This window comes from Pseudomonas sp. GL-B-26, from assembly GCF_019947405.1.
GTDB lineage: Bacteria > Pseudomonadota > Gammaproteobacteria > Pseudomonadales > Pseudomonadaceae > Aquipseudomonas.
This window is the reverse complement of sequence record NZ_JAGYGJ010000061.1, coordinates 1-26,263: the sequence shown is the minus strand read 5'-3', so window position 1 is coordinate 26,263 and position 26,263 is coordinate 1. Positions and strand designations below refer to the sequence as shown.

Annotated in this window: 27 protein-coding genes; 17 read left to right on the top strand and 10 right to left on the bottom strand. The window is 58.9% G+C overall.

Annotated elements, in window-relative coordinates:
* Positions 1–53: 53 nt before the first annotated feature.
* The 4 genes from KGB23_RS27290 to KGB23_RS27275 all read right to left on the bottom strand — a co-directional run bounded on the left by KGB23_RS27290 (position 54) and on the right by KGB23_RS27275 (position 3,037).
* A complete protein-coding gene (locus KGB23_RS27290) occupies positions 54–611 on the bottom strand; it encodes an NADPH-dependent FMN reductase (RefSeq protein WP_223433288.1) in 558 nt (185 codons plus the stop codon).
* Positions 612–648: 37 nt separating this feature from the next.
* Entirely contained in the window at positions 649–1,200 is a 552-nt protein-coding gene (locus tag KGB23_RS27285; protein ID WP_223433287.1) for a cupin domain-containing protein, read from the bottom strand.
* 69 nt (positions 1,201–1,269) lie between these two features.
* The gene (locus tag KGB23_RS27280; RefSeq protein WP_223433286.1) at positions 1,270–2,385 is read right to left on the bottom strand and encodes an alcohol dehydrogenase catalytic domain-containing protein; all 1,116 of its coding nucleotides are present in this window, start codon (positions 2,383–2,385) and stop codon (positions 1,270–1,272) included.
* Positions 2,386–2,455: 70 nt separating this feature from the next.
* Complete coding sequence (locus KGB23_RS27275) at positions 2,456–3,037, bottom strand: amino acid synthesis family protein (protein ID WP_223433285.1); 582 nt, start codon at positions 3,035–3,037, stop codon at positions 2,456–2,458.
* A 128-nt stretch (positions 3,038–3,165) separates the two neighbouring features.
* On the opposite strand from KGB23_RS27275, the gene KGB23_RS27270 reads away from it, so the two are divergent.
* The 3 genes from KGB23_RS27270 to KGB23_RS27260 all read left to right on the top strand — a co-directional run bounded on the left by KGB23_RS27270 (position 3,166) and on the right by KGB23_RS27260 (position 6,368).
* Positions 3,166–4,017: a fumarylacetoacetate hydrolase family protein gene (locus KGB23_RS27270; RefSeq protein WP_008155889.1), complete on the top strand. Its 852-nt coding sequence runs from the start codon at positions 3,166–3,168 to the stop codon at positions 4,015–4,017.
* 40 nt (positions 4,018–4,057) lie between these two features.
* Complete coding sequence (locus KGB23_RS27265) at positions 4,058–4,618, top strand: VOC family protein (RefSeq protein ID WP_223433284.1); 561 nt, start codon at positions 4,058–4,060, stop codon at positions 4,616–4,618.
* A gap of 103 nt (positions 4,619–4,721) precedes the next feature.
* Entirely contained in the window at positions 4,722–6,368 is a 1,647-nt protein-coding gene (locus KGB23_RS27260; RefSeq protein ID WP_223433283.1) for a bifunctional 3-(3-hydroxy-phenyl)propionate/3-hydroxycinnamic acid hydroxylase, read from the top strand.
* Positions 6,369–6,439: 71 nt separating this feature from the next.
* Here KGB23_RS27260 and KGB23_RS27255 read toward each other — a convergent pair whose 3' ends face one another.
* Positions 6,440–7,129, bottom strand: a complete 690-nt coding sequence (locus KGB23_RS27255; protein ID WP_134098866.1) for a GntR family transcriptional regulator — start codon at positions 7,127–7,129, stop codon at positions 6,440–6,442.
* 465 nt (positions 7,130–7,594) lie between these two features.
* Between KGB23_RS27255 and KGB23_RS27250 the strand changes: the two genes are divergently transcribed.
* The 4 genes from KGB23_RS27250 to KGB23_RS27235 all read left to right on the top strand — a co-directional run bounded on the left by KGB23_RS27250 (position 7,595) and on the right by KGB23_RS27235 (position 14,218).
* Positions 7,595–9,247 (top strand): DUF1302 domain-containing protein, encoded by a 1,653-nt coding sequence (locus KGB23_RS27250; RefSeq protein ID WP_223433282.1) that lies wholly within the window; start codon positions 7,595–7,597, stop codon positions 9,245–9,247.
* Positions 9,248–9,271: 24 nt separating this feature from the next.
* The gene (locus tag KGB23_RS27245) at positions 9,272–10,624 is read left to right on the top strand and encodes a DUF1329 domain-containing protein (protein ID WP_223433281.1); all 1,353 of its coding nucleotides are present in this window, start codon (positions 9,272–9,274) and stop codon (positions 10,622–10,624) included.
* Positions 10,625–10,712: 88 nt separating this feature from the next.
* Entirely contained in the window at positions 10,713–11,813 is a 1,101-nt protein-coding gene (locus KGB23_RS27240; RefSeq protein WP_223433280.1) for a WD40/YVTN/BNR-like repeat-containing protein, read from the top strand.
* Positions 11,810–14,218 carry an efflux RND transporter permease subunit gene (locus KGB23_RS27235; protein ID WP_223433279.1) on the top strand — a complete coding sequence of 803 codons (2,409 nt, stop codon included), beginning with the start codon at positions 11,810–11,812 and terminating at the stop codon, positions 14,216–14,218. The genes KGB23_RS27240 and KGB23_RS27235 overlap by 4 nt, the downstream gene beginning before the upstream one ends.
* 63 nt (positions 14,219–14,281) lie before the next feature.
* Here KGB23_RS27235 and KGB23_RS27230 read toward each other — a convergent pair whose 3' ends face one another.
* A complete protein-coding gene (locus KGB23_RS27230) occupies positions 14,282–15,037 on the bottom strand; it encodes an SDR family oxidoreductase (protein ID WP_223433278.1) in 756 nt (251 codons plus the stop codon).
* Between the two features lie 205 nt (positions 15,038–15,242).
* Here KGB23_RS27230 and KGB23_RS27225 point away from each other — a divergent pair, with 205 nt between their 5' ends.
* Positions 15,243–15,812 (top strand): YceI family protein, encoded by a 570-nt coding sequence (locus KGB23_RS27225; protein WP_223433277.1) that lies wholly within the window; start codon positions 15,243–15,245, stop codon positions 15,810–15,812.
* 88 nt (positions 15,813–15,900) lie between these two features.
* Positions 15,901–16,590 (top strand): GNAT family N-acetyltransferase, encoded by a 690-nt coding sequence (locus KGB23_RS27220; RefSeq protein WP_223433276.1) that lies wholly within the window; start codon positions 15,901–15,903, stop codon positions 16,588–16,590.
* A 275-nt stretch (positions 16,591–16,865) separates the two neighbouring features.
* Here KGB23_RS27220 and KGB23_RS27215 read toward each other — a convergent pair whose 3' ends face one another.
* Positions 16,866–17,546, bottom strand: a complete 681-nt coding sequence (locus KGB23_RS27215) for a TetR/AcrR family transcriptional regulator (RefSeq protein WP_223433275.1) — start codon at positions 17,544–17,546, stop codon at positions 16,866–16,868.
* 86 nt (positions 17,547–17,632) lie between these two features.
* Between KGB23_RS27215 and KGB23_RS27210 the strand changes: the two genes are divergently transcribed.
* Positions 17,633–18,283, top strand: a complete 651-nt coding sequence (locus KGB23_RS27210; RefSeq protein ID WP_223433274.1) for an NAD(P)H-dependent oxidoreductase — start codon at positions 17,633–17,635, stop codon at positions 18,281–18,283.
* Here KGB23_RS27210 and KGB23_RS27205 read toward each other — a convergent pair.
* Positions 18,240–19,361, bottom strand: a complete 1,122-nt coding sequence (locus KGB23_RS27205) for a P1 family peptidase (RefSeq protein WP_223433273.1) — start codon at positions 19,359–19,361, stop codon at positions 18,240–18,242. The two genes, KGB23_RS27210 and KGB23_RS27205, sit on opposite strands and share 44 nt — an antisense overlap.
* A 212-nt stretch (positions 19,362–19,573) precedes the next feature.
* The gene (locus KGB23_RS27200) at positions 19,574–20,677 is read right to left on the bottom strand and encodes an extracellular solute-binding protein (protein WP_223433272.1); all 1,104 of its coding nucleotides are present in this window, start codon (positions 20,675–20,677) and stop codon (positions 19,574–19,576) included.
* A 111-nt stretch (positions 20,678–20,788) separates the two neighbouring features.
* On the opposite strand from KGB23_RS27200, the gene KGB23_RS27195 reads away from it, so the two are divergent.
* Positions 20,789–21,565: a helix-turn-helix transcriptional regulator gene (locus KGB23_RS27195; RefSeq protein ID WP_223433271.1), complete on the top strand. Its 777-nt coding sequence runs from the start codon at positions 20,789–20,791 to the stop codon at positions 21,563–21,565.
* On the opposite strand, the gene KGB23_RS27190 is transcribed toward KGB23_RS27195, so the two are convergent.
* A complete protein-coding gene (locus KGB23_RS27190) occupies positions 21,549–22,490 on the bottom strand; it encodes a class I SAM-dependent methyltransferase (RefSeq protein ID WP_223433270.1) in 942 nt (313 codons plus the stop codon). The genes KGB23_RS27195 and KGB23_RS27190 overlap by 17 nt on opposite strands.
* Positions 22,491–22,659: 169 nt before the next feature.
* Between KGB23_RS27190 and KGB23_RS27185 the strand changes: the two genes are divergently transcribed.
* From KGB23_RS27185 to KGB23_RS27160, 6 genes are all read left to right on the top strand, one after another.
* The gene (locus KGB23_RS27185; protein ID WP_150656132.1) at positions 22,660–23,280 is read left to right on the top strand and encodes a cytochrome b/b6 domain-containing protein; all 621 of its coding nucleotides are present in this window, start codon (positions 22,660–22,662) and stop codon (positions 23,278–23,280) included.
* Positions 23,277–24,062: a molybdopterin-dependent oxidoreductase gene (locus KGB23_RS27180; RefSeq protein WP_223433269.1), complete on the top strand. Its 786-nt coding sequence runs from the start codon at positions 23,277–23,279 to the stop codon at positions 24,060–24,062. The genes KGB23_RS27185 and KGB23_RS27180 overlap by 4 nt, the downstream gene beginning before the upstream one ends.
* A gap of 71 nt (positions 24,063–24,133) precedes the next feature.
* On the top strand, positions 24,134–24,430 hold the full coding sequence (locus tag KGB23_RS27175; protein ID WP_223433268.1) for a pentapeptide MXKDX repeat protein: 297 nt from the start codon (positions 24,134–24,136) through the stop codon (positions 24,428–24,430).
* Positions 24,431–24,612: 182 nt separating this feature from the next.
* The gene (locus KGB23_RS27170) at positions 24,613–25,020 is read left to right on the top strand and encodes a response regulator (protein WP_223433267.1); all 408 of its coding nucleotides are present in this window, start codon (positions 24,613–24,615) and stop codon (positions 25,018–25,020) included.
* Between the two features lie 175 nt (positions 25,021–25,195).
* Positions 25,196–25,408, top strand: a complete 213-nt coding sequence (locus KGB23_RS27165) for a DUF1059 domain-containing protein (protein WP_008156959.1) — start codon at positions 25,196–25,198, stop codon at positions 25,406–25,408.
* A gap of 112 nt (positions 25,409–25,520) precedes the next feature.
* On the top strand, positions 25,521–26,189 hold the full coding sequence (locus tag KGB23_RS27160; RefSeq protein WP_223433266.1) for an HAD-IA family hydrolase: 669 nt from the start codon (positions 25,521–25,523) through the stop codon (positions 26,187–26,189).
* Positions 26,190–26,263 lie beyond the last annotated feature (74 nt).

Below are 26,263 nucleotides of genomic sequence, written 5' to 3'. Positions count from 1 at the left end.
TCTCGCCACGCGAGTCGCTATCGAAAATCCGGACGCCATCCTATCGCAGCCGGCTAAGACAACAGTTTGATTTCAGCGATCAATTGATCGACACCCGCCAGCATGAACTCGATCGTTGTTTCGTCGACGAAGTGGCCGTTCTGGATTTTTTGATTGACCCCGGGAATCACTATTTGGGGGCCGGAGATGACCCTGGACAGCGTGGCCGACAGCGTTTCACGCAGTTGAGACTGGGCACGCACCCCGCCGAGCACGCCGGGTGAAGAGGTCATGATCAGCACGGGTTTGTTTTTCAGCGGTGAATTGAAGCCCGGGCGGGAGGCCCAATCCAGCGCATTTTTCAGCACGCCGGAGGTGCCGTAGTTGTATTCAGGCGAGCAGATGATCAAACCGTCGGCTTGGGCGATGGCCTCTTTCAACGCTGCCACGGATGCTGGCAGCGCCTCCATTTCGAGATCTGCGTTGTACAGGGGGATGTCATTCAGCGCGAAGAGACTCATTTCTGCCTGATCGCCCAATCGAGCGCCAAGGGACTTGAGTACCGCAGTATTCGTTGACTGTGAACGCAGGCTGCCTGAAATGCCGAGTAGACGATGAGCGACGGTGGCCATACAAATCCTTCAATCCTAGAGATAAATAATCAAACAACTACACAGCCTGTTTCTCTGCGGGCGACACCCCGATCATCACAAACAGTGCTCGGGCAATCCGCTCACTTTTGTTGCGCCACGCGTGTCGCGTGCCATTTTGAATAACGATGTCGCCGGCCTTTACCAGACGGCTCTGACCGTTATCCAGCTCCAGCCACATTTCACCTTCCAGAATGATTCCGTAATCAATGGTGGCGGTGGTGTGCATGCCGGGATGGTCCGGCTCGAAGCTTTCGATCAAGCCCGGCAGTGCAGCGCTCAGTTCGCCAAAAGCCTGGACGCCATCGACCGGGTTCTGCATGACGGTGTCGGGTGGGAAATCAAACATGGCGATGCTGGTGCCGCCCTGAGGAGGAATCAGCGAGGCGCGATCAAGCGTCGGGTCGCGTTCGTTTTCGAGGCGTGTTGGCTGGGCGGGCGTCGTCCACAACTGTGCCATCGCGTGCCCCGGGATCGAGGCAAAGGATTGTGCCCTTGGGGCAAAGTCATCTGAAACGAACACGGAATTGCCCTGTTCGTCGTGGCCGGTCACGATTCTTCTTATCTTCATAGGGATTACTCAACGAGCAGTCAAAGTGGCAGCGAGGGGCGGTTGAACCGCTCCGCTCGCTGCGTTTAATCAAGGGCAGATGACGTAGTTGCTGAAGCCGCCATGGCGGTTTTCGATACCGGTAATCGCGCTGTTGACGTCCTCCAGACTGAAGGCCGTGTTTTCGAAGAATGAGAGATCAAGCACCCCGGATTCAACCATGTCCGCCATGGCTTGGCCTTGTCCGGTGGTGAACCAGGCCGACCCGCTGATCTGGATGTCGTTGTCCATGATCCAGTGCAGATCGATCGGCACTTCGCCGGCGATGGCGCCGACGTTCACCAGGTGCCCACCGCGGTGGAGGGATTTAAGCGCCTGAGTCAGGCTCTCGTGCGGTGCCCCCGGACCCAGGGCATCAATGACCACATCGACACCTTCGCCATGGGTGACTTCATATGCCCACTCGTTGGTGGGAATCGTGCCGAGGGTGTGAATTTCGATCCGGCCTGGGGCGGCCAGGTCTTTCACCTTCTGGAACAGGTCCTGGTTTCGGGCGGTGCCGAGGATTTTACGAACGCCCATGGCCAACGCCAGGGCGACGGCGCCGAGGCCGAGCGTCCCGCTGATCCCGTTGATCAGAACGGTGCTGCCAGGCCCCGCGTTGGCCTTGAGCAATGCTTTGTAGGCCGTGCCCAGATAACCCAGGCGTGCGGCGGTTTCGAAGCTGATGTTGTCTGGCAGTTTGACCAGGCTGTATTGCGGGGCAGGGATGTACTCGCAAAGACCACCGTAGGGGTAGTCTTCGAACATGCGCGGGCTTTTCGGTGTGAAGCCGAAATAACCGTTGAACGTATAGGCGGTGCACGCAATGGTGTTGCCCGCGCGGCAGGCCCGGCATGAACCGCAGTGGCGGCCCGGGTTGACGTAAACCCGGTCGCCGACCTTGAAGTCGTAGACCTGGGCGCCGACGGCTTCGACGATACCTGACGGGTCCAGTCCGAAAATGGCAGGGAGTTTCGGCAGGGGATTCTGCGGGAACCATTTGACCCAGTTGGTGAGGATGTTGTGCAGGTTCGGCACGATCCCACAGGCCTTGATCTTGACCAGCACCTCGGTCGGACGAATTTCGGGGACGGGCACTTGCTCGATGACCATGGGTTTACCGCCTTCATACAGACGTGCGGCGCGCATAGTTTTTGCAGTCATGATGTTCTCCAACACACATATTGTTTTTGTAGTGGTATGTAACCCTGCAGCACGCTTCAAATCTTCGGTCCTAACGCAGCCCGTCTTCGCCCTTCACCTCGCTGGCAGCCAGCCCGCCGAGTCGCGCATGAATCCGGCCGCCGGTGGCCATGGCCAGGCCAAAAGCGATTTCGCCGCGACGTGGGCCGTCCCATACAGTCATTTCAGCCACGCCGAAGTGGCTGCGCACATAGGCCGCCTGGATGTGCCCGAGCGGGATCATCACCCGGCAACCCGGGCCACCGATGGTCTTCGCCGCCGGCACGATCGCCTTCGGATTGCCGAGGGCTTCGCGCATGGCCCAGCCACCGGCTTCGTGCCAGACCGCACCGTGTTCCAACTCGCCGTCTTCGCCGACGATTGCACCCTTGCCATAGGCTTGTACATGCCTGGCGCCACCCAGCGCATGAATCAGTTGCTCGGACAGTTGCGCCCCTAATCCTCTCAGTTCCTGCATGAACGGCAGCAGGTCCTCTACATATTGACCTGCGTAGGGGTTGGCGACCACGGCGGTGGCGACCGCAATCCTGAGCGGGGTCGACAAGCGAGGCCCGCCTTCGTGGAACACTTCTTCGATGTCCAGTTTTACCTTACGAACCATCACAAGCGACATGCCTAACCTCCAGAACCGAGAGCCTCAAGCGGCTCGTTATTTTTTTTAAAACCGGCCTTTTGCATTATGCATTTTATGATGTATGGTGCAAGAAATTAGTTTTTGTGCATAAAAAACAGGAGAAGAACATGAAGCTGATTTCGTACCGCAAAGAGGGGAAGGCCCATTTCGGCGCCGTGTCCGGTGACGGGGTTGTCGAGTTGACCCGGCGTTTTACCCAGGTTGCGGACCTTGCATCGTTTCTGGCCGACCCGGCCTTGATGCAGCAGGCTCGGCAGATCGTAGACGCCGCGCAACCCGACTACCCGTTCTCAAGCGTTGAACTGGAAGCCGTCATACCTAACCCCGGAAAGGTGATTTGCGTCGGCATTAACTATGTGGCCCACGCCGAAGAAGCCGGCAGAAAGGTCGGGGAATTCCCGGTGATTTTCCAGCGCTTCGCCGAAACCCTTTTGCCCCACGGAGAACCGCTGGTAAGGCCTCAGGTATCAGAGCAATTTGATTTCGAAGCCGAGTTGGCCGTGGTAATCGGCAAAGGAGGGGCGCATATCGATCCGGCCGATGCGATGGATCACGTCGCGGGTTATACCTGCTTCAACGACGCCAGCGTTCGCGACTGGCAGTTCCATACGCACCAGTACGGCATGGGCAAGACCTTCAGAAAAACCGGTGCGCTGGGCCCATGGCTCATTCCAGCTTCGGAAATTTCCGATTACCGTAAGCTGGTGGTACGAGGAGTACTCAATGGCGAGCAGTTGCAGGAAGGCAGTCTTTCAGAGTTGGCCTTCGACATTCCGCATTTGATTTCGTACGTGTCGAAGGCACTGGCGTGGAACCCGGGCGACATTCTGGCCACCGGTACGCCGAGCGGGATCGGCTTCAAGAGGAATCCACCGATTTTCCTTAAACCCGGTGATATTTTCGAAGTGGTCATCACGGAGATCGGGACGCTATCGAACGGCGTTATTGACGAAGCCTAAGCGTTGTCCTCTACACAATCATAAAAACTGGAGGTTCCAAATGCCCGCCTTACCGACTATCAATTTCACCCACTCCGGCGTGTTTTGCGCAGACCTCGATCGCATGGTCGATTTCTACTGCCGCACCTTAGGCTTTATCGTCAGCGACAAAGGTGTCGCCTCAACGGGTCATCGGCTGTTTTTCATGACGCAGAACCCTGAATTGCATCACCAGGTCGTGCTCTTCGACGGCAAACCCGTCGACCTGCCTTTCAACCCGATCAATCAGTTGTCGTTTCTGCTGGACTCGCTGGATGACTTGAAGACTTACTACCAATTCGCCAAAAGCCGTGGCATTGAAGGGATTGCTCAGGTGGATCACGGCAACGCCTGGTCGATGTACTTCAAAGACCCTGAAGGCAACCCCATCGAAATGTATGTCGATGCACCGTTCTACACCGCACAACCGTGCAAGGAACCTCTCGATCTGGAGCTGCCGACCGAGGTTATCCTGGCCCAGACCGAAGCCATGTGTAAGCGTCGCCCTGGCTTCCAGACGCGAGAAGAGTGGAAGAACTCCATCCGCGCGAAGATCGAAGAACAGCGGGTTCGAATCGGCTGACAATGCGCCGATCTGTGGATGTTGAAGCCTGGTTGATGGGCGCGCACATGCCTGTTCATCAACCAGACGTCGCACTGGATAAAAACAAAAAGCGGAGTAGACGATGGACTACGATGTCATCATTGTTGGAATGGGTCCGGTGGGTGCTCTGTGCGCAAATCTGGCTGGCATGTGGGGGCTGAAGGCCCTCGTCGTGGACAAGTCTGAAACGGTGTACACCAACCCCAGGGCTATGGGGTTTGACCACGAAGTGATGCGTGTTTTCGGCAATATTGGCCTGGCCAATGAGATCGCCGAACATGTCATGCCTTATCGTCCCTCGGAGTACCGAACCACCGGCTCTGCGCTGATCAAGCGCATTGATGCCGCCAAGCCTCCTTTTCCGTTGGGTTGGGCACCGAACTATGTGTTCTCGCAGCCGCCCGTCGAGCGTGCGCTGCGCGGCAAAATTGCCGATTTGAAGTCGGTCACCGTGGAACTCGGTTCGGAGGTTCTGTCGGTCGATTCCACGGGCTCGCAAGCGGAAGTGCGCATTCAGGCCAAAGACGGAACCGAACGCACGGTGACAGCGGACTATGTGTTGGCGTGTGATGGCGGCACCAGCCCGATCCGCACCCGACTGGGCCTGAAGATGGAGGATCTGGCTTTCGATGAGCCGTGGCTCGTGGTCGATGTGATTCTCAATGAAGGGGCGGGCGAGCATCTGCCGAAGACCAACGTGCAGTTTTGCGAACTGGCCAGGCCTTGCACCTTTGTCGTCGGGCCGGGTCAGCATCGGCGCTGGGAGTTCATGATCAATCCTGACGAACAGCCGACGGAAATCTCACACCCCGAAGCTATCAAGAAGCTGATCTCCCGCTGGTTGCCGGAGGGCGACTATCAGCTATGGCGGGCGTCGGCTTATCGATTCCATGCACTGATTCTGGAGCAGTGGCAGTCCGACCGGGTTTTCTTCCTCGGGGATGCGGCGCACATGACGCCGCCGTTCCTGGCGCAAGGGATGTGCCAGGGGATTCGCGATGCATTGAACCTGGTCTGGAAGCTCGCACTGGTGAAAGAGGGGTTGGCAGCTCCGGCGTTCCTGAATACCTACCAGACCGAACGAATTCCTCATGTCCGCCAAACGACGATGGCGGCCAAGGAGTTCGGTGGCGTGATTTGCGAACGCGACGGTGAGAAAGCCGCAATCCGCGATGCGCGGTTGATCCGGCAGATGACGGAGAACCCGGCAGGGACCATCAGGCAATCGCTGATTCCGGGGTTGTCTCAAGGATTTGTCGCGCAGGTCGCGCCTGCCGGTGAGCTGTTTCCGCAACCGATGGTCATCAACCACGCCGGCAAGACGGCGCTGCTGGATGAGTTCACCGGCCAGTCCTTCCGAGTGGTCATTGCCCCTGGGTTTGACGCCACCGCTTTGTTGAGATGCCTGCGCAGCAGTCAGTCGCTCAAAGGCCTTCCTATTCATGTCGTGCGATTGGTCGACCCTCAACAGACAGGTCCACGCACCGCGGATGATTACCAGGAAGTCGATGGGGTGTTGGCGCAATGGCTGGAGAGCCGAGGCTGCAATGTCGTCATCGTGCGGCCGGATCACTACGTGTACGGCGGGGCGGTCACGGTTGCCTGGGCGATGGAGTTGCTGGAGGGAATGGAGCTTGCGCTGTGGAGCAAGAAGCCTGAACAGGCTGCACAGAGTGATGGCGGCGCCAGCGACCCGATGATCAGGTTTGCGCAGGGACTAAGCCAGTAAGAGAAAAAACCCTTCGCCTTGCACTGCCCACGAAAGCAGTTGCATGGCGAAGGGTTTTTTTTGCAATCCCGTTATTGAAGCGTGGCCTGTTGCCGCTCGATCGCTTCAATGGTCCGGTCCAGGGTGTCCTGAATGTGATTGCGCAGCAGCGTCACCGCTTTTTCAGAGTCCCGTGCCAGCGCAGCGTCCATCAGATCCTGATGCTCATTGCCCTTGTGACGCTGCCTGATTCGCTGCTTGGCAGAGAAGCGTCTGTAACGCTCGGCCCGGTCAAACAGCGAGTCGATCATCTTCAGCATCAACGGCGATGGGCACGCCGCGAACAGCGCGAAGTGGAACGCCTTATGCCGGGTAGACCAATCATCGTCGAGTACCAGCACGCCAGTTCCGAGCTTTTTCTCAACCAGATTCAAGCGGTGAAACGCGCCCAGTACATCGGCTTCCCAGGCGTCATCGCCAAATTTGATGGCGTCGCCTAGCGCCTCGCATTCCAGCAAACAGCGCATCCGCGTGATGTCGCGAAAATCCGTGGTGGAAATCGGGGCAACCCTGAACCCTTTGTTATCGCTGGCTTCGACGACGCCGTCCTGCGTCAGGCGATTGAGTGCCTCACGAATGGGCGAACTGCTGAGCCCGTAGGTCTTGGACAGTTCGGCGACTTTGAGTTTTTCGCCGGGGGCCAGCTCGCAACAAACAATCGCTTTTTTCATCTTCGTCAACGCGACTTCGATGAGCGGACTGTTGGGGGAGGAGGGGATCATGATGGGTCATCCTGAAATTTGCACTAAACGGATTTTATGCGCAAAAAGTTGTTTGGTGCAAAGGATGAATGTCGCGTTGCGCATAAATTTTCCTGCGTCGCAAGGGGAAAATCGACGAGCCATCGTTCGGCCGCTCTAGACCGGCCCTTTGTCCCTAACCACCTTCCCGTCATCCATTTCAACGCTCATGCCTCTGCTGTCCTCATGAACGTCCCGCCTGCCGCAACTCCCCGCCCCAGCTACCCGAATGAGCGCCCGAATGTTCTTGACATTGAATTTGTGCAGGATTACGTTTTGTGCACAAAGTGATATCGAATGCAATAAAACACGTTTTACGCATAAGTGGTCAGGCTCGTAGATCTGACCAGAACGGACAGGGAAGGAACGCCGCAGCACCCGTGGTATTCGCAGCCAATGCTGCGAGTGGATGACCTTTTACAAAAACAAAAAAACAGGAACATCTTCATGAAAACAGCCAACCAGCGGCTCTGCCCGTTGCCGGTTTCCAGCATCGCCTGCGCGGTCAGCGCAACGGTGCTGCTGAGCCTCTCAACGCCCTCGCACGCCTTCCAGATCGACACCGGTAATCCCGATCTTTCGGCGACCTGGGACAACACGATCAAGTACAGCAACGCCTGGCGCGTGAACAAACTCGATCACAAGGTCGCGGTCGGCCCCGGTACGTCCAACAGCAATCCCAACCTGGACGATGGCGACCGAAACTTTGATCGCGGGCTCATTTCCAATCGCCTGGATGTCTTGTCCGAATTCGACATCAAGTACAAAGACGTCGGTGCTCGTCTCAGCGCGGCCTCCTGGTACGACAATGTCTACGCCCACGACAACGATAACGACTCTCCCGGCACCGCCAACTCGTTGAGTGTCGAGCACGATGAGTTCACCAGCGACACCCGCCGCATCCACGAACAGCACACCGAAATCCTCGATGCGTTTGTTTATGGCTCGAAGGAAATCGGCACGACTTCGCTGTCCGGGCGACTCGGCCAGTTCACGCAAATCTATGGTGAAAGCCTGTTCTTTGGGGCCAACGGCATCGCCAATGCGCAGTCCACCGTTGACCTGGTGAAGCTTCAGTCCGTCCCCAGCTCGCAGTTCAAGGAAATCCTGATGCCCACCAAACAGGTGTCAGGCAACTGGCAGCTGAACGACACGGTCAGCGTCGGCGCCTACTACCAATTCGAGTGGAACAAGACGCGCCTGCCCGCAGCGGGCAGCTACTTCAGCGGCGCGGATTTTGTCGGCGAAGGCGGGGAGCGGGTGTTCTTTCCTACCGGCGAGCTACGCCACGGCAAAGACATCGATGCCAAGGATTCCGGGCAGTTTGGTGCGCAACTGAAGTTCGCCGTCGAGGACTGGGAATTCGGTCTGTACGCCGCGAAATACCACGAAAAGACCCCGGTGTTTTACTTCCGTCCGGCCGCGCTGGTCCCCGGTGCTGATGACACGTTCGTCAATGTTTATCCCGAGGACGTCAAAGTGTTCGGGGCGAGTTTCAGCACCCTGGTCGGCGAAGCCAACATCGCCGGTGAAACCTCGATTCGGCTCGACACGCCGTTGGCAGGTGTCGGCGGAACGATCATCACTGGTATGGATTCCGACAATGATTCCACCCCGGCTTACCCCATCGGCAAGTCGTGGCATGCCCAGGTGTCGATGGTCAATGTCTACGGCGGCTCTGCACTGTGGGACGGTGCTTCGTTCGTCGGTGAACTGGCGTTCAACCGTCGACTGAGCGTGAGCAAAAATGCCGATCAACTGGACCCCAACACCACTCGCGATGCCTTCGCGCTGCGTTTCACCTTCGAACCTCAGTATTTCCAGGTCTTCCCCGGCATCGACGTTCAAGCCCCGATCACCATTGGTTACAACCCTTCCGGGCGCTCTTCCGTCACGCCTCAGGCATTTGGCCCGGAACATGGCGGGGACCTGACGTTGGGCCTCAAGGCTGATTACAAGAAACAGTGGTACGCCTCGCTGACCTACACCAACTTTTTCGGTGAGGCGGGACCTGTCATCAACTCCTCCAACTCGTTCACTTACCAGCAAAACATGAAAGACCGGGATTTTGTGGCGTTCTCGATCCAGCGAACCTTTTAAGCAAAGAACAGGCGGGCCCTGATAATGACAAAAATTAAACTGCTGTTGCTTTCCACCCTGTCTATCTCAATCTGTGCCAGCACTGCATTCGCGGCGGTGAGTCCTGACGAGGCGGCGAAGCTCAAAACCACCTTGACCCCCATGGGTGCCGAAAAGGCCGGTAATGCCGATGGCTCCATTCCGGCCTGGACAGGCGGACTGACCAAGGAAGTGGCCGGGGCAAAATCCGGCGATATGCCGGCCGATCCGTTCCCCGGTGAGAAGCCGCTGTTGCAGATCACCGCGAAGAACGCTGCGCAGTACGCGGATAAGTTGAACGAAGGGACGAAAGCCTTGCTGGCCAAGTATCCCGACACCTTCCATCTCGATGTGTACCCGACTCATCGAACCGCCGCGGCCCCCGACAGCGTTTATCAAAACACCTTTACCAACGCGACCCAGTGCAAGACCACCAGCAATGGGTTGTCGGTGGAGGGCTGTTACGGCGGCATTCCGTTCCCGATCCCGAAAACCGGCAACGAGGTCATCTGGAATTTCCTGCTGCGGGTCGAGGCGGAATCCATTCAGATGGGCTATGCCAACATCATCGGCAATGCTGACGGCACCCGAACACTGGCCAGCCGTGGCGTCGAGAACTGGCAGTACCCGTATTACTTCAAGGATGGCGGCGTGGATAAGTGGTCAGGGCAATATGCGCTGCTGCGTTTCTTGACTAACGAACCCCCGTTCAAGGCCGGCGAGTCGCTGGTGACGCACGACAGCATCAACGCCCAGGAACCGCGGGAAGCCTGGCAATACCTCGTCGGCCAACGCCGCGTGCGCCGCGCGCCGACCGTGGGGTATGACACGCCAGACTTCGTGGCCTCGGGCGCCAACTACTTCGATGAGGTGCATGGCTTCATCGGCCACCCGGATCGTTATGACTGGAAACTGGTCGGCAAAAAAGAGCTGTACATCCCGTACAACGACAACAAGTTCAACGCCGAAAAACGCGACGATGCCTTTGCGGCTAACCACCTCAACTCGGACAAGGTGCGCTGGGAACTGCATCGCGTCTGGGAGCTGGAAGCGACTGTCGCCCCGGGCAAACGCCATGCTGTGCCCAAGCGCAAATTCTACATCGATGAGGACAGCTGGACGGTCTCGCTGGTCGATGGCTACGACGCCGAAGGCAAGCTGTGGCGTGTGTCCCAAGTGCTTCCATTCGTTGTGCCTTCCATCCCGGCGGTGGTGGTGAAACCGGTGGTGATCTACAACCTGCAAGCCAAGACGTACAGCGTCGTGCAAAGCCTGAACGGCGAAACCTACAGCGTTATCCCTCGCAAACCCGAGAACTTCTTTACCGGTAACTCGGTAGCGTCCGGGTCGGTGCGCTGAGCCTCGCAACAGCGTGTTCACACTTGAGTTCCATGGACGCCGTGCCACTGACGCGGCGTCCACCGAACCGCATCATCGAGGCTCGAAAATGCGTATTCAAACTCCCAGGCTTTTACATCTGCAACCGTTCAAGGTGTTCATGCTGAGCGTGTCGATCATCACGGCGCTCACCGGCACGGTTGCGGCGGCACAAACCGATGGACTGCCGGTGCAGCCATCGATCACCAGCGCCATGGCGGCGCAGTCGGTCATGCTGAGTGTTGCGAGGGCAGGGCAACGCCTGGTGGCCGTTGGCGAACGAGGGTTCATTATTGTTTCTGATGACAACGGCGGCACCTGGAAGCAAGTCAGTTCCCCGGTCAGCATGACGCTGGTCAAGGTTCGTTTCATCGATGACCTCCAAGGCTGGGCGGTTGGGCACGCCGGGGTTGTCTTGCACAGCCAGGATGGCGGGTTGAGCTGGAACAAGCAGCTTGATGGCGTCCAGGCAGCCGAGATCGAACTGCAGGAAGCGAAACGCTTCGACGATGCGGAAAAAATCGCTCAAGCGCAGCAACTGGTAGACGATGGCCCCGACAAACCGATGCTGGATCTGCTGTTTCTGGACGCCAAAAACGGCTGGGTGGTGGGCGCGTACGGCCTCGCGTTTGTGACGCATGACGGCGGGCTCAGCTGGCAATCGATCCGCTCCCGTCTAGATAACCCGAACGGATTGCACCTCTACAGCATCGAGCGGGAGGGGGCGGACCTCTTCGTCGCTGGCGAACAGGGCACGTTGTTGCGCTCAGGTGACGAGGGCCAGACCTTCGAGTCGCTGGCATCCCCCTATGAAGGCACGACTTTCGGTCTCCAGGCGACCAGCAAGGGCTCGATTCTGGCGTTCGGGCTGCGAGGCAAAGCCTTCGAGTCCAAAGATCGCGGCGATACCTGGCAGCGCCTCGACACCTTGCAACCCGTCACCTTGACCAGCGGCCTGCGCCTTGACGATGGCTCGGTACTGCTCACCGATGAGTCCGGCCGAGTGCTGCGTTTCGCGGGCGGCGATACCAAAGCCTCTCTCCTTCAAGTGGCTCAACCCGGTTACTTCACAGGCATGGCGCAAGCCGCGAACGGTGACCTGATCATCAGCAGTGCACGCGGCATGCTGTCGTACGTGGTCGCAGTGGAATCGTCGGAGCACGATCAATGAACAGCTTTACGCGTACTGCCGAGCCTCACACCGTCCCTCAAACGGACACCTTCGATCCTTCTTCCGGCACCCTGGTTGAACGGCTGTTGTTCAATCACCGCCGCATCATTTTGGGCATCTGTGTCTTGCTCAGCCTGGTGTTCGGCTACCAGGCGCTGAGTTTGAAGCTCAACGCGGCCTTCGAAAAAATGATCCCGACGGATCACCCCTATGTGCAGAACTACCTGAAGAATCGCGGCCAATTGGGGGAGGGCGGCAATACCTTGCGGATTGCGATCGAGGCCAGGCAGGGCAGCATTTTTGATGCCGCCTATCTTGAGACGGTCAAGAAAATCAACGACGAAGTCTTTTTGCTTCCCGGCGTCGACCGGTCATACATGAAGTCCCTGTGGACCCCGGCGACCCGCTGGATCGGCGTGACGGAAGAGGGTTTCGACGGCGGCCCGGTGATCCCTGACAACTACGATGGTTCTGCTGGCAGCCTGGAGCAGGTTCGACAAAACGTCGAACGGTCGGGCGAAGTCGGCCGACTCGTGGCTTCTAACTTCAAATCCAGCATCGTGCTTTTACCGCTTCAGGACATCACCTCAGACGACGGAAAACCGCTGGACTACAACGCGCTCTCAAGCCAGCTCGAACAGATTCGGGCCAAGTATGAAACCGACAACATCAAAATCCACATCACCGGTTTCGCCAAGGTGGTGGGCGATCTGATTGATGGCATGCGGCAGATGCAGCTGTTCTTCGCCGCGACGCTGGTGATTTGCGGCATCGTGTTGTTCTGGTACACCCGCTGCATTCGCAGCACGCTGCTGGTGCTGCTGTGTTCGATCATCGCCGTGGTCTGGTTGCTTGGATTGCTGCCCACCCTGGGATTTGACCTTGATCCGTATTCGATCCTCGTGCCGTTCCTGGTGTTTGCCATCGGGTTGAGTCATGGCGCCCAGAAGATGAACGGGATCATGCAGGACATCGGGCGCGGAGCCGACAAGCTGGTGGCGGCACGCTTCACCTTTCGCCGGTTGTTTTTGACCGGTCTGATGGCGCTGGTGGCCGACGCCGTGGGTTTCGCGGTGTTGATGATCATCAAGATTCCGGTGATTCAGGATCTGGCCGTCGCTGCGACAATCGGCGTGCTGACGTTGATTTTCACCAACCTGATTCTGTTGCCGATTCTGTTGTCGTACACCGGTGTCAGCAAAGCGGCGGCTCAGCGTGAAGCGGCGAACGACAAGTTCTCGCAGCTGGACGCGCTTCACGCCCGGCACCCGTTCTGGGCTTTTCTGGATCGATTCACCGAGCGCAAATGGGCGAGCGGTGCCATCCTCATCGCCGTGGTGCTGGGGGTGGCGGGCTTTGCCGTCAGCCTGCACGTGAAGATCGGAGACTTGAATCCCGGGGCGCCGGAACTGCGTCCGGAGTCGCGCTACAACAGCGACAACCGCTTTATGGTCAGCAACTTTTCCGCCAGCAGCGACAAGTACGTGGTGATGGTGAAAACACCGCAATACTTCTGCGCCAACTATCAGACATTGGTGTCGGTCGATGCGCTGGAAGCGCAGCTGCAACAACTGCCGGGCGTGGTGTCGACGACTTCGTTGGCGGCGCTGAGCAAGCAGGCCGCAGCGGGCATGAATGAAGGCAGCATGACCTGGTATGAGATACCCCGTAACCAGGGGCTATTGAACGCGATCATCACCCGTGCACCGCGCGAGTTGTTCAACCAGAACTGCGACCTGCTGACGGTGTATGTCTACCTCAAGGACCACAAGGCCGACACGCTCACCAGTGTGGTGGAGACCGTCGAGCAGTTCGCGGCGACCCATAACACCGACCAGCTCCAGTTCCTCAATGCGGCGGGCAATGCCGGGATCGAAGCGGCGACCAACATCGTGGTGAAGCGTTCGAACGTGCAGATGCTGTTCATGGTGTACGCGGCCGTCATCGCCCTGTGCTTTATCACCTTCAGATCCTGGCGGGCGGTGGTGTGTACGGTGCTGCCGCTGATGCTGACGTCTATTTTGTGCGAGGCCTTGATGGTCGGTCTGAACATCGGCGTCAAGGTGGCGACGCTCCCCGTCATCGCATTGGGCGTGGGCATCGGTGTGGATTACGCGCTGTATATCCTCAGCGTGACACTCACTAATCTGCGCAATGGCTCAAGCCTGTCGGATGCGTACTACCTGGCCCTGCTTTCCACGGGCAAGGTGGTGGTGATGACGGGGATTACGCTGGGCGTTGCCGTGCTCACCTGGGTGCTGTCGCCGATCAAGTTTCAGGCCGACATGGGCATTTTGCTGGGGTTCATGTTCATCTGGAACATGGTGGGCGCTTTGGTACTGGTTCCGGCTCTGGCACACTTTCTGCTCAAGCCCAAGAACCTGCCGTTGCCTGTGCATGGGTGATACCTGACGGCGAGAGCGGGTTCAGTTTCGCTGGACCCGCTGATCATCACCGCTACTAGCGACTCAAGAGGGATGCGCGATCTCTAGCCAATCTTCAAACCGGGTCACTCCGACAATGGGGTTATCGCCGGGCGTGAGGGACTTGTCATTGATCGAGGCGCCGAAGTAAGGAACCGTGTCATCCGAAACGGCTTCGCGCGGGTCCTTGGTGTGTTTCAGGTACTCACTCACGAACTCGACAATGGGGCGGCGATCTGGCCCGGCCACTTCCACGGTCTGATTGATCGGCGCTTTTTGAGCGATAGCCGTCAGTGCGGCCGCGACATCCACCGAGGCCACCGGTTGCAACGCGGCGGACGATAAATGGATGGTGTTGCCGTCCTCGCGGCCTGAGTAAGCAATGGCACCAATGAACTCGAAGAACTGCGTGGCTCGCAGGATGGTGTAGGGAACGCCCGACGCCTTGATAAGTTTTTCCTGGGCCATTTTGGCCCGGAAATAACCACTGTCGAGCATCCGTTCGGTGCCCACGACTGACAGGGCGACATGGTGTTTGGTGCCGGCTACCTTCTCGGCAGCGAACAGGTTATGCCCGGCGGTCTCAAAGAAATGCAACGCCGCGTGATCCTCGAATGAGGGGGAGTTGGCCACGTCGACCACCACGTCGGCGCCCTTGAGCGCGTCCGCCAGGCCCTCGCCGGTGATGACGTTGATGCCGGTACTCGGTGATGCTGATATGACTTCATGCCCCAGATCCTGGAGGTTCTTGCAGACTTTGCTGCCGATCAGCCCGCTTCCTCCGATGATGACGAATTTCATGGACGGTCTCCCGATGCGGTGAGTTGGGACAGTCATTAAACACCCGGACAGCGGCCGTATCGGACGGCCATTGGCGTGGGCCGACAGGTGGTCGGAAGTCTGAGCGGCAGGTGGAATTAACGGCGTTTGTTTGCTTTAGTCCACCTATCGCTGGCTCACGTGTGCGGCGCCTCAGCTCAAGACGGGAGCCCGACCGGAGAATCCCATGAAACACCGATTCCCGACCTGCGCCGTGCTGGTGACCGCCCTTGCATTCGGCGCGTTGCCTTTCGCCCAGGCGGTCGAATACACGCAGGTCAATGAAACCGCCAGTACGATTTCCTTCACGTATAAACAGTTCTCTTCCCGTGTGTACGGTACGTTCCGCAAGTTCGACGCCACGCTTGATTTCGATACGGCGAACCCGTCAGCAGGCCGGGCCGCGCTCACCATCCAGCTCGACAGCATCGACGCCGGAAGCAGCGACGCCAACAGCGAATTGCAAAAACCAGCCTGGTTCAACACAGCAACGTATCCAGTGGCGACGTTTGAATCGACCGGCGTGAAGGTACTGGGCGACAACCGTTACTCGATCACCGGCAAACTCACGCTAAGGGGGATCACGCGTGAAGTGGAGGTACCGGTCCTCTTGAAGACCGTCAACGCCATCGGGATTTTCGATGGCCAGTTGACGCTCAAGCGCAGCGACTTCAAAGTCGGTGAAGGTGAGTGGGCCAGTGGTGTTGTCTCTGACAAGATCAATATCCGGTTTCGGATGGTGGCGCCGCAGCAGTAACGTGCTGCGGCGCACGCTGCCCCGGCACGTTATGATAGGCACGCCCGCGAACACACTCTTCACGTCCGCCCCAGAGTCAGAGCCACGAATGCCCCAGATCACCCATTTCAAAACCCCGTGCCCAGAGCACATCAATAGCCAGATTCTGCAAATGGTGGTCGATTACCTGACCGACATCAGCATGGTCGCTATCGCGCCGAGTAACCTGTTGTACAACGTGTACCAGTACGCGATCGGCTACGAGGTTCACCTCTATCTGGAGGCGTTGAACGGGGCGAAAGGGATTGCGGTGGAGTTGCTCGTCGCGACCGACGAAGACGACCCCGAGAAGGTCGTCGGCTTCTTGCTGTACCTGCCGGTCAAGGACGATCCCGATGCATGCGGTGTTGCGTATATGGCGGTGAGTGCCAGCCATCGGCGCCAAGGTATTGCCCGGCGGATGCTGCAGGAAATGGTCGGCCGCTACCCGCATGCCGAGCTGACGTGCGCGGTGGCCAAGGTGCCATATTTTGAGGCAATGGGGTTTCAGGTGGTGGGCGTGCGCGCGACTCAAGTACTGATGAACACCCGCGATCACGGCAGTGATGGCTTGATGGCCCTGCTGGATGTGGCATCGATCTACAGCTCGCTCGAGGTGCGACAGATTCATACGTACCTGCTGCAAAAACACGGCAAGCGGGCCATGCTCGATGCGGAAAAACAGCGTGACCGGCATCTGGACCAGATGACGCGCAAGGCGAATGAGTTTGTGCGGGAGCGACTGGGTGAACTCGGTTAACTGTGGGAGCAAGCTCGCTCCCACAGGGGATTTTTGTTGTCCTGTAGATAGCGCAAAGCCCGGCCAGATTCCGGGCTTTTTCTTGTCTGGATTTCGTGAAGATAAAAAAGAGCCTCAAGGCTCTTTGATGGGGAGGAAGTAGAGCCCTCGAGGCTCAAGATGCGCATGAAACAAGTGGTGAGCTTGATAGGGGTTCATTTCACCCACCACTTACGCAACGGCTTGAGCAAACAAGCGGCTGCGTAGAATCATCGTAGAAAGTTGGGGGTTGGCGCTCAAGTACCGCTAGTCGAATCCATCGGTCCGGCGTCAGTTTCCGCGATGTTTTCAGCGTTGCCACGGGCACTTCTTTCGACCATGGCGATGATGGTTTCGTACAGTTCGTCCTGTGCCTGCCCGGCGCTGATTTCTCCATTCGCAGCGGCGTGTGACAAGGCTTCCGCCGCACCGAGCATCGCCCGCAATCCCGCTGCCTTGATCTCACCTGTGCCGGCGAAAGGGGCGAGGGCGGTTCGGCACTTGTTCAGGAAAATCGCTTCGTACTCACGCTTGATCTTCTCCAGTTCCGGGGAGCTGGCCAGAGCCGCGATGACGCCGGGAATCTCGTTGCCCTGAAGCAGCACGCAGTCGACGTACGACGAAGCGATCACCCTGGCGGTGCCGGGTAAAGTCGGTTCGCTGCTCTGAAGCGCAGCATCCATTAGCGCTGTCTGCCGGGCATCGAAGTCTTGATAGAGCGTCGCTAACAGCCCGGGTCGCGTGGTGAAGTGATCGTACACCACCGGTTTGGTGATCCCGGCTAGCTCGGCAAGTCGCCCCAATGTCAGCGCGTCGGTGCCTTCTTCCCGAACGAGTTGCCAGGCGACGTCCAGTAGCTGGCGTTGGCGGTCCTCCCGGGACATTCGTCGTCGCGGTTGCGGCGTGGAATCTTGCGCGTCTGTTTCGGTGGTTGACATGGCTATGTACCAAAAGTAACTTACTGATCGTAACTTACCAAGAGTATATAAGGTCCGCCCTGTGCTCTCAATCAGGAGTTTCCAGCATGCACGCGCTTATCGTTGTGGCTCATCATGATCCTCGTTCGCTTACCCATAGCCTGGTTGCGCAAGTCGCTCAGGGCATCGCCCTGGACGACCCTGGTCATACCCTTGAAATCGCCGACATCTCGGCCGAAGGGTTCGATCCGAGGTTCAGCCCCGCTGATCTGGCGGTGCATCACCGGGAAGCGCCGCCCCCTGGTGATGTGGTTGCCGAGCAAGCGCGGATAGACCGCGCCGATGCGGTAGTGCTGGTTTATCCCGTTTACTGGTGGTCGATGCCGGCGCTGCTCAAGGGCTGGATTGATCGGGTGTTCGCCAACGGCTGGGCGTTCGATTTCACGGCGGATGCCAAGCTGGAGAAGAAGCTTGGCCACCTGCGGGTTCACTTGATCGGTGTGGGCGGTGCCGACGCTGCAACCTACGCCCGGCACGGTTATGCCGAGGCCATGAAGACGCAGATTGACCATGGGATTTTTGATTATTGCGGTGCGCGGGTGGTGACGTCCGAGCTGTTGCTTGAATCGGAAATTGAGGATCCGGCGGTGCACCTGGACGCCGCGAAAAGCCTCGGTCGCGAGCTCTTTGCGGCCTCCAGACACCTCAATCCTGTTAGACCTGTTCACCCGGCCAGCCCGCCCGACGCAAGGCGTTGAGCAGCGTCCCGGCGTCCAGTCCCGGCACCGCATGGCCATTGCCCTCGGCGGTGTCGGAGGCCAACAAGGCATTGATGATCGCTTCCTCCACCGCCTCGGTTGCGGCGAGGAACAACTCGCTGATGTGGTCGTTGTTGACCATGCTCAGGTTGTCGGTGGTCGGCGCTCGCTTACTCTCGTAAGCGGCCGGCGGCACGTGCTGATTACCGGTGGCGAAGGCGATGAAGATGTCACCGCTGTGGTCTTCATTTCCGCCGCCGGTGCGGGCAAGGCCAAGGCTGGCGCGTTGCGCGAGGCGCGTGCACTGGTGTGGCAGCAACGGCGCATCGGTGGCCAGGCAGACGACAATCGAGCCCATGCCCGGATGCGGCAAGGACGCTTTGAGGAACGGCGAGTCGGCCTTTTCCATGTAACGCCCGACCGGATAGCCATCGACGCGCAACTCGTCGCGGATGCCGTGGTTGGCCTGGACGATGGCGCCGACGGTCCAGCCGCCCTGAGCACTGCTCAGGCGTCGCGAAGCGGTGCCGATTCCGCCCTTGAATTCGTGGCAGATCATGCCGCTGCCGCCTCCGACGGCTCCTTCGGTCACTGGACCGCCCACCGCCGTGCGCAGGGCTTCGGCCACATGTTCGACCTTCACATGGAAACCGTTGATGTCGTTGAGCAGACCGTCGAAGGTTTCCAGCACCACTGGCATGTTCCAGTAGAGTCGCCCGTCATCGGGTTGCTCCTGACGATCCAGCGTCACCAGCGCATCGCGCACCACACCCAGGCTGTGGGTGTTGGTGAAGGCGATCGGGCTGGTCAACAGGCCGGCCTCGCGAATCCACTCAAGACCCGTGGCGTCACCGTTGCCGTTGAGCACATGGACGCCGGCAAAGCACGGTTGCAGGCTGGTGGAACCGGCACGCGGCTCGATCACGGTGACGCCGGTCAGGATGTCGCGGCCGTTCGCGGTGCGTCCTCGCACATTGCTGTGGCCGACCCGTACGCCGGGCACATCGGTGATGGCGTTGAGCGGGCCGGGTTGCAGTTGGCCGAACTGGATGTTCAGGTCGCGGGCACGTGGTTTCATCGTTTCTCTCATCTTCAATTTTTTCAAAAAAGTTATTGGTTAACGCAATCCCTGTAGCAGCTGTCGAGCTTGCGAGGCTGCGTTCGGCTGCGAAGCAGTCGTAAATCCTGAAATCTCGGTCCACCTGAAACAACGCACTGCCTGATTTCACGACTGCTGCGCAGCCGAACGCAGCCTCGCAGGCTCGACAGCTGCTACAGATTTCATCGGGTTTATTGACCGTTTTTGACTTTGCTCCAGATCCGCGTCCGCACGCGCTCGGTGGCGGGCGGCAGCGGCTGAAGGGTGAATAACGTGGCCATGGCTTCGGCCGACGGATACACGGCCGGGTTGTTGCGGGTCGCTTCGGCCACCAGTGGCGTCGCGCTGCGGTTGCCGTTGGGGTAGGAGAGGTGATCACTGACCGGCGCAATGACGTCGGGGCGCATCAGGTAGTCGATGAAGGCCAGACCCTGTTCCGGGTGCGGCGCGTCCTTGAGCAACACCAGGGTGTCGAACCACACTGGCGCGCCTTCTTTCGGCAGGCTGTAGGCAATCTTCACGCCGTTGTTCGCCTGCTCGGCATTGGTCTTGGCTTCCAGCATCGCGCCGGACCAACCCACCGCCACGCAAATGTTGCCGTTGGCCAGGTCGCTGATGAATTTGGATGAGTTGAAGTAGGCGATGTGCGGACGCAGCTTGAGCAGCAGTGCTTCGGCCTTCTTATAGTCCTCGGGGTTGGTGCTGTTGGGGGGCAGACCAAGGTAGTGCAGGGCGACCGGCAGCATCTCGGCCGGCGAGTCGAGCATGGCCACGCCGCACTGGCCGAGTTTGGCCAGGTTTTCTTCGTTGAACACCAGGTCCCACGAATCCACCGGCGCCTTGTCGCCCAGCGCCGCGCGAACTTTGTCGATGTTGTAGCCGATGCCGTTGGTGCCCCACAGATAAGGCACGGCGTACTGGTTGCCCGGGTCGTTTTTGGCCAGTTTCGCCAGCAGATCAGCGTCCATGTTTTTGAAATCGGGCATCTGGGCGTGGGGCAGAGGTGCAAGGGCGCCGGCCTTGATCAGGGTCGGCAAGCTGAAGTTGCTGGCCACCACCACGTCGTATCCGCTGCGGCTGGTGAGCAATTTGCCTTCCAGCACTTCGGCGCTGTCGAAGGTGTCGTAGACCGGCGCAATCCCGGTGTCACGCTTGAAATCCTGCAGGGTCGTGGGACCAATGTAGTCATACCAGTTGTAGACGTGAACCGTCGGGCCGTCGGCGGCAACCGCCGATAGCGAGACCGACAAACAGGCGCCCAGTCCAAGATTGATATACGAGCGGTGACGACTCATGATGCGGCACTCCTGGCCTGCTGCAGGCCGGTGATGATCAGGTGCTTGCAGCGTATCGACCGGGAGTGGACTCACCCATTCCCATCATGGGTTACTCAAAAGGGGTAGTGCGTGGACGCGTTGTTGAAAGAGTTACCCGTGCACCAAGGGCTGGCGCGGGTATTTGGTGCCGTGGGGCAGGACGGGTTCTGGCGTGCGCTGGTCGACACGCTGCGGCTGCTGGTGCCGATGGACAACGCGTTGGTCGCGGTGATGCGGGCCGGGCGGGTGCCGCGTCTGCTGATCGATTTCGACTCAAAGGGCGGTGCTGCCGAGCAAGAAGAACTGGCGGACTACAGCGCCGGGATGTACCTGCTCGATCCGTTTTATCAGGCCGCCTGTGCCGGTATAGCCGACGGTTTTCACAGCCTCGAATCGGTGGCCCCCGACCAGTTCCAGCAGAGCGAGTACTACCTGAGCTACTTCCGCACGGTGGTGGGCGGCGACGAGTTGCAGTTCATGATCAACGTCGATGGCGCCGTGCTCGGTTTGTCGTTGGGACGCTCGACGCGATTCACGCTTGAGGAACAGGGCCGCCTGCTTTGCGTGCGCGATTGGGTGTTGGCGGCGATGCGCCGTCACCTGCAATTGATGCCGCCGGAAGGACCGGCCGCCGAGGCGGTGGCCGGGGATCTGGCGACCCTGCTGGATCGTTTCGACGCGCGTCTGTCGGTGCGGGAAATCGAAACGGCGCGCCTGATTCTTCAGGGCTTCTCAAGCAAGGCCATCGCCCAGCAGATGGGCATTTCCCCGGAGACGGTGAAGGTGCACCGACGCAATCTCTATCACAAGCTCAATGTGAATGGGCATGGTGAGTTGTTTGCGCTGGTGCTCAATCCTCCAGCCTGAACACCAACGCCTTCAACCCGCATTCAACATCGGCGTCCGGAAACTCCGGTGGATTGTCCAGCCGTTGCTCGAACCGTAGGCTCGGTGCTTCGCGGGTGACGCCGTCGATGAGGAAGTCCGCACCGAACGCCGGATCGTTCATGCACGCCAGCACCGTGCCCTGAGGGCTGAGCAATTCCGGCAGTCGGCGCAGCACGCGCTGGTAGTCCTTGGTCAGCAAAAAACTGCCTTTCTGAAAGGACGGTGGGTCGATGATTACCAGGTCGTAAGGGCCCTTGCCAATCACCTTGCCCCAGGACTTGAACAGGTCATGACCGAGGAACGTCACCTTGCTCAGGTCGTGGCCGTTGAGCCGGTGATTGTCGCGGCCACGGCTCAAGGCCGGGCTGGACATGTCCAGATTGACCACGTGCGTTGCCCCACCTTCAATGGCCGCCACCGAGAATCCGCAGGTGTAGGCGAACAGATTCAGCACCCGCTTGCCCTGGGTATTGGCCCGCACCCAGTCGCGGCCATAACGCATGTCGAGGAACAGGCCGGTGTTCTGTTTGCGGCCCAGGTCGACACGGTAATGCAGGCCGCCCTCGGTGATCGTCATTTCGTCGATCGCGTCCCCCAACAGCCACTCGGTGGTGCTTTGCAGCAGGTAGCGATGTTGCAGCAAGAGCGTGTGCGCGCTGGATTGCGTCCACGCAGGCGAGTGCGTGAGGTCCATCAGCTTCTGTTTCAACGCTTCCAGCTGCGACGCTTCGGGTTCCTTGAACAGCGACACCAGCACCACGCCTTGCAGCCAGTCCACGGTCAATTGCTCCAGCCCCGGCCAGCACCGGCCACGGCCGTGGAACAGCCGGCGGGTTTCGGCGGGGGCAGCCGCCAGAGCCGTCATTAAATGGTCGTGGAGGGTGGAGAGAGCGTCAGCGTTCATCGGGCAGGGCCAGCAATTTGTGGGGGCGGCATTTTAACCACAATTGAGCCAAGGGCGGACCACAGGTTATTAGGGGGTAGTTATCACGTTTTATTTAACTTTACGTGAGGATTTGGCGATCTGTCGGCTCGCATAATCGGCTCCAACGATCAACCGCCGGGAGCCGAATATGTCGCAGTTACCTGCTTCACCCACAGTCAGCACTCATCCTCGCTGGCTACGGCTGACCCATTGGCTGAACGCCCTGGCGGTGTTGGTCATGGTCACCAGCGGTTGGCGAATCTATAACGCGTCTCCGCTGTATGACTTCAGTTTTCCCAAGGCAATCACGTTGGGCGGCTGGCTCGGCGGCGCATTGCAATGGCATTTCGCGGCGATGTGGTTTCTGGCCGTCAACGGTCTTGTCTACCTGATCATCAACCTCGTCAGTGGTCGTCTGAAACGGCGCTTTTTCCCGGTTTCGCCTAAAGGTGTCCTGCATGACCTGTGGGCCGCGTTGAGAGGGCGGTTGGGGCATGCCGACCTGAGTCATTACAACCAGGTGCAACGGGTGGCGTATCTGTTCGTGATGGTCGACATCACGCTGCTGGTGATTTCCGGGCTGGTGTTGTGGAAGTCCGTCCAGTTTCCGCTGTTGCGTGAACTGCTCGGCGGTTACGAAGGCGCACGGCACGTGCACTTCATCGCGATGTCGCTGTTGGTGGCCTTTGTCGCGGTTCATCTGGTGATGGTCGCGCTGGTTCCCAAAACGTTGTGGGCCATGATTGTCGGTCGCAAGGAGGTCCTATGAAAAAGCGCATTCAAGGCTCAGGGCTGGACGAGTCGTCCATCCTGACAGACGCCAGAAAGATCCTCGCACCACAGATCGAGGACCGCTCACGTCGCTCGTTCCTGATGCGCGGCCTGACCCTTGGTGGCGTGGCCATGTTGTCCGGCTGCAACCTCACCGACAACGAAAGCGTCGAGACCGCGCTGTCCTCAATGTCTCGCTTCAACGACAGGGTGCAGGGCTGGCTGTTCAATCCCAACGCCCTGGCACCGACCTATCCCGAGTCGATGATCACCCGGCCGTTTCCTTTCAATGCCTTCTACGGCATCGACGAGGCGCCGACGGTGGAGGAAGAGAGTTATCGACTGGAAGTGACCGGCATGGTCGCGGACAAGCGCAGCTGGCACCTGGAAGAACTGCGCGCCATGGCGCAGACCGAACAAATTACCCGACACATCTGCGTGGAAGGCTGGAGCGCGATCGGGCGCTGGGGCGGCGTGCGGTTCAGCGACTTCCTGAAGCGGGTCGGTGCCGACACGGATGCCAAATTTGTCGGCTTCAAATGCGCGGACGACTACTACACCAGCATCGACATGGCCACTGCGCTGCACTCGCAGACCTTGTTGACGCTGACCTATGACGGCGCGGTGCTGCCTCGCCAGTACGGCTTCCCGATGAAACTGCGCATGCCCACCAAGCTGGGCTACAAGAATCCCAAACACATTCAGGCGATTTTCGTCACCAACACCTATCCGGGTGGCTACTGGGAAGACCAGGGCTACAACTGGTTCGGTGGTAGCTGATGGCGCCTGGCCACTTTACTGCGCAGTACCCGCTGCGCTCATTCGCAACCTGTGCTTCAAGGAGTTTCATCATGAAAAAATTAGCGACCACCGTACTGTCCATGTGCCTGGCGTTTGGCGCCGCAAGCGTGTTTGCCGCCGATGCAACAACCAATAACAGCATGAGCAACGACAGCATGAGCAAGGATTCAATGTCTATAGACGCCATGCACAAAGACACGATGAAAAAGGACGCCATGTCCAAGGATTCCATGAGCAAGGACGCGATGAAGAAAGACACCATGTCCAAGGACGCCATGAGCAAGGACGGAATGAAGAAGGACTCGATGTCCAAGGACGCCATGAAAAAAGACGCTCCGTCGTACTGATCCCAACACCCTTCTTCGAGGCCAGACCCTGGTTTGCAGGCGCCCATACAGCGCTGCATGGCGCCTGATTCGTCGCCCAATTGCATCAAAAATGAATTTCCGCGAAGTCCGCTGCTCATACCTGAATAGGTAGCGGATTTAAGCGCGCGAAATCATTCAGGCAATCAGGGAGTGGCACAGTCATGGGACCAGTATCGACGGCGGGCGATCATCTCCTTGGCAAATTGATTCTTGTGGTTGAGGACGACCCGCTGATCCTGGAGTTTCTCTGCGAAATTCTTCAGGACGAAGGCTTTGTGGTTGAACCGCAGACCAGCGCGGATGCCGCGTCGAAGTATCTGGAGCAACACGCCGAAGCCGTCCGTCTATTGCTCACGGACATCACCATGCCGGGCAAACTCAATGGCGCGGACCTGGCCAATCTGTTTGGCGATCGCTGGCCGGACAAGCCGATCATGATCATGTCGGGTTTCGAAACACCGGAAAGCGCCGGGGTCAGGCATTCGGTGTCGTTCATCAAGAAACCGTGGGCGCTTGGGCAGTTGCTGGACTGTGTGGAAGGTGCCTTGAAGTCGAAAAATACTCTTTAGAACCTGCTGCACATCAGACCACTACAACCTGTCACGATGCGCCTTGTGGCGGGCCTATACTTCAAGAGTCGGCACACTCGGTGCGACCTGCAATCGTGTTTGATGTATGGGGTGACGCGTCGGGTGATCGTTCACGCAGGCCACGGCCTGCCTTCGTCGTAGGGAGGAGAAGATCATGGCGCGTAAATACATCGACTGCCGCGAGTTTCCAAGCGATGCCAAATGCTCGGTTGCTCTGTCCGCAGACTCTGAAAACGAACTGCTCGAGGCCGCCGCACAGCATGCGGTCAGTGTTCACAAGCACACCGACTCACCGGAACTGCGTGCTCAACTGAAGACGATGTTTCACGACGGCACCCCGCCTGTTGAAGCACCGCGTCCCGCTTAGCAAGGAAATCCTCTGCAGGAGTTGCCGAAGGCTCGGGCCGCGTTCGGCAGCTCCTCGCAAATGCTACATTGTTCGGCGAACCCGCCTGGCACTTGCGAGAGGAAGCTCCCCCTTGTCTGCTCAAGAATCTGTCTTCAACACCCCGTACCGCGCTTTTCTGTTTGATATGGACGGCACCGTCCTCAATTCCATCGCCGCTGCCGAGCGGATCTGGGCGGCCTGGGCCTTGCGCCACGGCGTCGATGTCGACTCATTCCTGCCCTCTATCCATGGCGTTCGCGCCATCGACACCATCAATCGTCTGTCGTTGCCAGGGGTGGATGCCGAGGCTGAAGCGGCGTTCATCACCGAGGCGGAAATCGAGGATGTCGAGGGGATCATCGAAGTGCCTGGCGCGGCGAACTTCCTGAAGTCGCTGCCCGCCAACCAGTGGGCCATCGTCACCTCGGCGCCAAAGGCATTGGCGCTACGGCGGATGGCCGCGGCGGGTATTCCGCAGCCCTTGGTGATGGTCACTGCCGAAGACGTCAGTGCCGGCAAACCCGATCCCGCAGGCTATCGACTGGCGGCCAAGCGTTTGGGCGTTGAACCGGCCGATTGCCTGATTTTCGAAGACGCCACCGTGGGCATTCTCGCGGCCGAGGCTGCGGGCGCGGGCCTTATCGTGGTGACCGCGACCCACGATCATCCGATCGAGACCCCGCACGCCACGCTCCCCAGCTATGAGTCGGTCGTCGCCCATGTGGATCACGACGACCAAATCCGCCTGCACACCATCTAATGTGGGAGCGGGCTTGCTCGCGAATGCGGTGTGTCATTCGCCATCGATGTGCCTGACACACCGCATTCGCGAGC